This is a genomic window from Amycolatopsis sp. NPDC005003 (assembly GCF_053600695.1).
Map to the genome: position 1 here is coordinate 125,008 of NZ_JBSGAI010000031.1, position 7,280 is coordinate 132,287.

Annotated in this window: 5 protein-coding genes; 4 read left to right on the forward strand and 1 reads right to left on the reverse strand. The window is 68.7% G+C overall.

Features of this window, described 5'->3' with window-relative positions:
* Positions 1-50: 50 nt before the first annotated feature.
* Positions 51-1,709, reverse strand: a complete 1,659-nt coding sequence (locus ACWED2_RS31505; RefSeq protein WP_449694131.1) for a circularly permuted type 2 ATP-grasp protein — start codon at positions 1,707-1,709, stop codon at positions 51-53.
* Between the two features lie 149 nt (positions 1,710-1,858).
* Here ACWED2_RS31505 and ACWED2_RS31510 point away from each other — a divergent pair, with 149 nt between their 5' ends.
* From ACWED2_RS31510 to ACWED2_RS31525, 4 genes are all read left to right on the forward strand, one after another.
* Positions 1,859-2,794 carry an ABC transporter substrate-binding protein gene (locus ACWED2_RS31510; RefSeq protein ID WP_449694132.1) on the forward strand — a complete coding sequence of 312 codons (936 nt, stop codon included), beginning with the start codon at positions 1,859-1,861 and terminating at the stop codon, positions 2,792-2,794.
* A gap of 24 nt (positions 2,795-2,818) precedes the next feature.
* The gene (locus ACWED2_RS31515; protein WP_449694133.1) at positions 2,819-3,751 is read left to right on the forward strand and encodes an amino acid ABC transporter permease; all 933 of its coding nucleotides are present in this window, start codon (positions 2,819-2,821) and stop codon (positions 3,749-3,751) included.
* Positions 3,748-4,551 (forward strand): amino acid ABC transporter ATP-binding protein, encoded by an 804-nt coding sequence (locus ACWED2_RS31520; protein ID WP_449694134.1) that lies wholly within the window; start codon positions 3,748-3,750, stop codon positions 4,549-4,551. Before ACWED2_RS31515 ends, ACWED2_RS31520 begins: the two co-directional genes overlap by 4 nt.
* 81 nt (positions 4,552-4,632) lie before the next feature.
* Positions 4,633-6,948 carry an oxidoreductase gene (locus tag ACWED2_RS31525; RefSeq protein WP_449694135.1) on the forward strand — a complete coding sequence of 772 codons (2,316 nt, stop codon included), beginning with the start codon at positions 4,633-4,635 and terminating at the stop codon, positions 6,946-6,948.
* Positions 6,949-7,280: the final 332 nt, after the last annotated feature.

A 7,280-nucleotide genomic window follows, 5' to 3' on the forward strand; every position in this document is an offset into this window, starting at 1 on the left:
CGAAACCTCCTAATCCCGAAGTAATCTTCACCGCTGAGGGATCATTCAACTCAGCTCTGCTGTTGCTGCTGTTGCTGCTGGTTGGCGGACAGCTCGGGCCCCTGCTCGGCGACCAGTCCATCCACATTGGACATCGCACCGAGCGCGGGCTGCTCCAGCTCGCGTTCGGCCGTCGACGCCCGGGACGCCAGCACCCAGGTGTCCTTCGAGCCGCCGCCCTGCGAGGAGTTGACGACGAGGCTGCCCTCCGGCAGCGCCACCCGGGTCAGGCCGCCGGGGAGCACGAAGATCTCCTTGCCGTCGTTGACGGCGAAGGGCCGCAGGTCGACGTGCCGCGGCGCGAGCCGGTCGTCCACCTTGGCCGGCACGGTCGAGAGCTGGACCACCGGCTGCGCGATCCAGCCACGCCGGTTCGCGCGCACCTTGCGCCGCAGCGTGTCGAGGTCCTTCTTGGACGCCTCCGGGCCGAACACGATCCCGTACCCGCCCGAGCCCTCGACCGGCTTCACGACCAGCTCGTCCAAGTGCGCCATGACGTGGTCGAACTCGTCCGGCAGCCAGCAGCGGAAGGTGTCCACGTTGGGCAGCAGCGGCTTCTCGTTCAGGTAGTACCGCACCATCTCCGGCACGTAGGTGTAGACGAGCTTGTCGTCGCCGACGCCGTTGCCGATCGCGTTCGCCACCACGACGTTGCCCGCGCGGGCGGCGTTCTGGACGCCGGCGATGCCGAGCACCGAGTCCGGCCGGTAGTGCACCGGGTCGAGGAACTCGTCGTCGATCCGCCGGTAGATGACGTCGACCTGGCGCTCGCCCTCGGTGGTCCGCAGGTAGACCACGTTGTCGCGGCAGAACATGTCCCGGCCTTCGACCAGCTCGACGCCCATCAGCCGGGCCAGCAGCGAGTGCTCGAAGTACGCCGAGTTGTGCACACCGGGGGTGAGCACGACGACCGTCGGGTCGGCGACGTTCGCCGCGGCCGCCGCGCGCAGCGCCCGGAGCAGGTGCGACGCGTAGTCGCCGACCGGTCGCACGCGGTGCTGGGCGAACAGGTCCGGGAAGACCCGGGCCATCGTCCGCCGGTTCTCCATCACGTACGACACCCCGGACGGGTTGCGGAGGTTGTCCTCCAGCACCCGGAACGTGCCTTCTTCGTCACGCACCAGGTCCACACCGGACACGTGGATGCGCACGCCGTTCGGCGGGGTGATGCCGAACGCCTCCCGGTGGAAGTGCTCGCACGAGGTGATCAGCCGCCGCGGCAGCACGCCGTCGCGCAGGATCTGCCGGTCGCCGTAGACGTCGGCGAGGAACGCCTCCAGCGCGCGGACCCGCTGGGCGACCCCGCGCTCGAGCTTCGTCCACTCGGCGGCCTGGATCACCCGCGGCACCAGGTCCAGCGGGAACGGCCGCTCCTGCCCGGACAGCGAGAACGTGATGCCCTGGTCGACCATCGCCCGGTCCAGCGCCTGGGACCGGGACTGCAGGTCGTGCGCGTCGAGGGCCGCGATCGACTCGTACAGCGCCCGGTACGGGCCGCGGACCGTGCCGTCGGCGGCGAACATCTCGTCGTAGGCACCGGCGTGCGGCCGTTCCGGCGCGAGGTAGCCCTCGAACCGGTCGCCCGGACGGGTGATCCGGCTGGTCGCCGCCTTCTTCGCGCGTCGACCGGACGGGGGCAGCCGCGGCGGGGTGGCGTTCATGGTCGACATCCTTACCCACTCCCCCGGTCGGACGCGATACCCGGCGGTACGACGAGCGCCGGTCTAAACATCGCCGTAACTTCACGGTGCTGTGCTTTGGTATGGATGAGTGGCAATATGCGTGCTCTCAGAACCTGAGAACTACGAGGAGTGACGACGTGGCCCGAGGAACCCAGCTCAAGGCGATCGCCCTGCTGCCTGCGTTCGCCCTGGTCGGCTTGACCGTGGCGTGCGGCGCGGGAGGGAGCGGTGCGGGCAACGTCGGCTCCACCACCTCTGCCGCATCGGGCACTGCATCGGGTGATGTGGGCGCGGTCGCCAAGGACGACGCGCTGGCCGCCCTGGTGCCCGCCGACGTGAAGTCCGACGGCAAGATCGTGGTCGGCCAGGACCAGAGCTACCCGCCGAACGAGTTCGTCGACAACGGCAAGCCGGCCGGCTTCGACGTCGACCTCGGCACCGCCATCGGCCAGGTGCTCGGCGTGCAGATGGACTTCCAGAACGCCGCCTTCGACGGCATCATCCCCGGTATCGGCGCCAAGAAGTACGAGCTGGCGATGTCGTCGTTCAGCATCAACGCCGAGCGGCTGCAGTCGGTCGACATGATTTCCTACTACAGCGCCGGCACCTCGCTGGCGGTGCTGAAGGGCAACCCGGACGGCCTCAAGGCCGACGACCTGTGCGGCAAGAAGGTCGGCGTGCAGAAGGGCACCACGCAGGTCGAGGACCTCGACAAGAAGAACGCCGCCTGCACCGGCGCGGGCAAGCCCGCCATCGAGGTCACGCAGCTGCAGGCCCAGACCGACGTCAACCTGGCCCTCACCGCCAAGCGCGTGCAGGGCGAGCTGGCCGACTCCCCGGTCATCGACTACGCGGTCAAGCAGACCAACGGCCAGCTCGAGTCGGTCGGCGCGCCCTACGACACCGCGCCCTACGGCATCGTGCTGCCGAAGAACAGCGGTGACTACGGCAAGGCCGTCCAGGGCGCGATCCAGAAGCTGATCGACAGCGGCGCGTACAAGAAGATCCTGGACAAGTGGGGCCTGAACGCCGCCGGCGCGGTCACCAAGTCGGAGATCAACCCGGCCTCCTGAGTCTGTCGAGTTAGGACGTAGTTCGTGAGTTCCTCCGAAGCGCCTCCCGACGAGGCGCCGATCGAAGCCGAGCCCATCAAGGCCGTCCCGGTGCGCCACTACGGGCGCTGGGCGGCCGGGGTGGTCATCCTCTTCCTCGCGTTCATCGTGATCCGCAGCGTGGCCACGAACAGCGCCCTGCAGTGGCCGGTCGTCGGGGACTACCTCTTCGACGACCGGATCCTGCGCGGCCTGCAGAACACCCTGATCCTCACGGTGATCTCGATGCTGATCGGGATCGTCGGCGGGATCCTGCTCGCGGTGATGCGCCTGTCGCCCAACCCCCTCACGAAGGGTGCGGCGTCGATCTACATCTGGCTGTTCCGTGGTACCCCGCTGATCACGCAGCTGCTGGTCTGGAACTTCTTGGCGCTGGCCTACCCGCGGCTCGGCCTCGGCGTGCCGTTCGGGCCCGAGTTCGTCAGCTGGGACACCAACCAGCTGATCACGCAGTTCACCGCGTCGCTGCTCGGCCTGGGTCTCAACGAAGCCGCCTACATGGCGGAGATCGTGCGCAGCGGGATCCAGTCGGTCGACTCCGGTCAGCGCGAGGCGGCGAGTGCCCTCGGCATGAGCCAGACGAAGACCCTGCGGCGGATCATCCTGCCGCAGGCGATGCGGGTGATCATCCCGCCGACCGGCAACGAGACCATCTCGATGCTGAAAACCACGTCGCTGGTCGTGGTCATCGGGTACTTCGAGCTGGTGGTCGCGGCGCAGACCATCTACTCGCAGAACTACAAGACCGTGCCGCTGCTCATCGTGGCGGCCGCCTGGTACCTGTTCCTGACGTCGGTGCTGACACTGGTCCAGATCCAGATCGAAAAGCGCTTCGCGCGCGGGACCTCGCGGGACGTGGTCCAGCGGCAGGGCTGGGCGGCGAGGATGTTCAGCCGGGGTGGAGGGAACGTCACATGACCACCGAGGTCACCGAAGCCGCCGGGCCGGCCCCCGTGGTGTCCGCGCAGCGGATCTGGAAGAGCTTCGGCAGCGTCGACGTCCTCAAGGGCATCAACCTCGAGGTGCACGAGCGGGAGGTGCTCTGCCTGATCGGGCCGTCCGGTTCGGGCAAGTCGACGCTGCTGCGCTGCATCAACCACCTCGAGAAGATCGACGCCGGCCGGCTGTACGTCGACGGTGTGCTGGTCGGCTACAAGCAGCGCGGCGACAAGCTGCACGAGCTGCGCGAGAAAGAGGTCGCGTTCCAGCGCAAGGACATCGGCATGGTGTTCCAGCGCTTCAACCTCTTCCCGCACATGACGGCGCTCGAGAACGTCATGGAGGCGCCGGTCCAGGTCCGGCGCGAGCCGAAGGCCCAGGTCCGGAAGCGTGCGCTCGAGCTGCTGGAGCGCGTCGGCCTCGCGGACAAGGCGCAGAACTACCCGGCGCAGCTGTCCGGCGGGCAGCAGCAGCGCGTCGCCATCGCCCGGGCGCTGGCGATGAAGCCGAAGCTGATGCTGTTCGACGAACCGACGTCCGCGCTGGACCCGGAGCTCGTCGGTGACGTCCTCGGTGTGATGAAGCAGCTCGCCAAGGACGGCATGACCATGGTCGTCGTCACCCACGAGATGCAGTTCGCGCGTGAGGTGGCGGACAAGGTCCTGTTCATGGACGGCGGGATCGTCGTCGAACAAGGGCCACCCGAGCGGGTCATCGGGAGTCCGCGCGAGGACCGGACCAAGGAGTTCCTGGCCCGGGTGCTGAACCCCAACGCCTGAGGGGTCCAACGGCGGAAACGGTGTTCCGGCACCGTTTCCGCCGTTTTTTCGCTACCTTGATGGCGGGGTGAGGGAGGGGACATGTCGACGGAAAGCGCGTTGCCGCCGCTGGACCCGTTCGCGGGCATCCCGGACCGCCGTTACGAGGTCAAGGCCTCCGAGCTGCTGAAACCCGGCAACGCGGGCCTGATGCGCTGGCGGCGTCAGGCCACGAACGCCCCGATCGTCTACGTCGAGGACGCCTACATCACCGGGACGCTGGACCTGCGGGCCGCGGACCTGAAGTACCTGTTCCGGTTCGAGCGCTGCCGGTTCGAGCAGCCGCCGGACGTGCGCGAGGCGAACCTGCTCGGGCTCGTGTTCCGCAAGTGCTGGCTGCCCGGGCTCAAGGCCCGCAACATGCGCAGCCGCAACGACGTCCGGCTGATCCGCAGCGTCGTGCAGGTCGACGGCGACCGGCGGGAGATCGAAGAGACGACCGTCCAGCGCGGTGACGACCGCGAACGCGGGATGCCGAACGCCGCGGTCAACCTGACCGACGCGGTGATCGAAGGCTCGATGGTGCTCACCCGCACGGTGATTTCGCACCCCCACGGCAAGGCGATCCAGGCGGATCGCCTGGTGCTGACCGGCGCGTTGCTGGCCTACCGGATGGTCGCGAACGGCGAAGTCCGCCTCCCCGGCGTGCGGACCGGCGGTAACGTCAACTTCTCGGGCGCCACGCTGAACAACCCGGACGGCTTCGCGCTCAACGGCAACGGCCTGCACATCGGCGGCAGCCTGCTGTGCGAGGTCGACAACTACGGGCCGGCCAGCCAGCGCAAGCGGTTCTCCGCGACCGGGATCATGTACCTGCCGAGCGCCACCGTGGACAGCGACATCTCGCTGCGCGAGGCCAAGCTGACGGTGTCCCAGCACGGCCCGATCGCCGTCGACGCGTGGAAGTCCAACGACCCGTACATCGACCCGCGCCCGGCGCTGGTCGCCGACCGGATGCGCGTCGACGGCAACGTCGAGCTGTCGGACGGCCTGCAGGCCCTGGGCACGTTGCGCATGGTGAACGCCCGGATCGGTGGCTCGCTGCGGCTGGCCGGCGCCGAGATCCGGGTCGAGCGCGGCAAGACGGTGCCGTACTACGACCGAGCGCTGCACCTGGACGGCACCGAGATCGGCGGCGACATCGAGGCGACGAGCCTGCGCGTGCCGACCGGGCAGCTCCGGCTGGCCGACGTCACCGTCGGCGGCAACTTCCTGGCCTGGAACTCGATGTTCCGCCACTCCGGCCGGGACGTGTTTTCGGCGCGTCGCTCGAAGATCGCGGGCAATTTCCAGCTCACCGACGCCACGATCCACGGAACGCTGCGCCTGCAGGGCGTGGAGGTCGGCGGCAGCATCAACCTGGCGGGCACCAGGCTGACGGACCCGGGCCGCCGCGCGACCAGCAGTTATTCACTCGACGTCCGCACCGGCCGGGTCGGCCGCGACCTGACGCTGCGCGACAACAACGGCCGCCCGTTCGTGGCCGAAGGCGGCGTGAACCTCGACGGCGCCCAGGTCGCCCGCCGCGTGGACCTGCGCGGCTCCCAGCTCGGTTCCCTGCCCCCGTTCGGCGTGGCCCTGGACGCGGGCGACGTCGCCTCGGACGAGTTCATCCTGACGCCGAGTTCGCCGCCGGCCGGCCGGATCGTGCTCAGGCGAGCGCACTGCGGAACGCTGAGCGACAACAAGCAGTTCTGGGCGGCGTCCGAGGGCATCGAGCTGGAGGACTTCCGCTACGACGCGTTGAAGAAGGGAATCCCCCTCGACGACGACAAGGCGTTGGACGAGCGGATCGAGCTCCTGCGCAGCGCCATGCGCGGCTACCGCCCGGGGCCGTACGACCAGCTGGCGCACATGCTCCGCGCGGCGGGGAACGAAGAGCACGCCTCGACGGTGGCGCTGCGCAAGCAGCAGTTCAGGTACGAGGCACTCGCGAGAGGGTTCAAGTTCTTCGGGCCCGGGGTTCGGTTGTGGAGCTGGCTCCAGCGCTCGATGGTCGGCTACGGCTACCGCCCGGTCCGAGCCCTCGGCTGGCTCCTCACGCTGCTGGTGTTGGGCAGCCTGTGGTTCGGCTTGGGCACCGACGACTGCGTGACGTGGAAATCGACGGACCCAACGCACCAGATCATCGCGAACGGCGACCGTTGCGTGGTGAACCAGCAGGACACGGGGCTGCAGTGGAACCCGGTGATCTACACGGCGGACCTGCTGGTCCCGATCGTCGACTTCGGCAACAAGTCGAGGTGGTACATGCACGGAACGGACAACTGGGTGGCAGCGGGCTTCACAGCATCGGGCTGGATCCTGGCCACAACCGTGGCGGCGGGTGTGAGCCGCATGCTGCGCCGGGAGAATTGAGCCCCGGGCCAGTAGGGACTCACCAACACCAGCCCCCACCCTCGGCGGTTTCTAGGGGTGGTTGCAACACCTGAGTGTTCAGGAGTTGCCTCGTGCCCAGACGGGATCGAGATCGTGCCCCGGGCTGCCTTTCCCGCGGTCCTGGTTGGCCTGGCAGACCGTTGACTGCGGAGCGGGTGGCCTACTTTGGCCTGGTGGACGCAGGGACAGGCACGAGGGAAGCGGCCCGACGGGTCGGGGTCAATTACCGGACCGCGAAACGCTGGCGCGCCGAGGCGGCCCAGGCCGCAGCGGCGGTGCCGATGGCGCCGGTGGAGGTGTCTGCGCGGTTC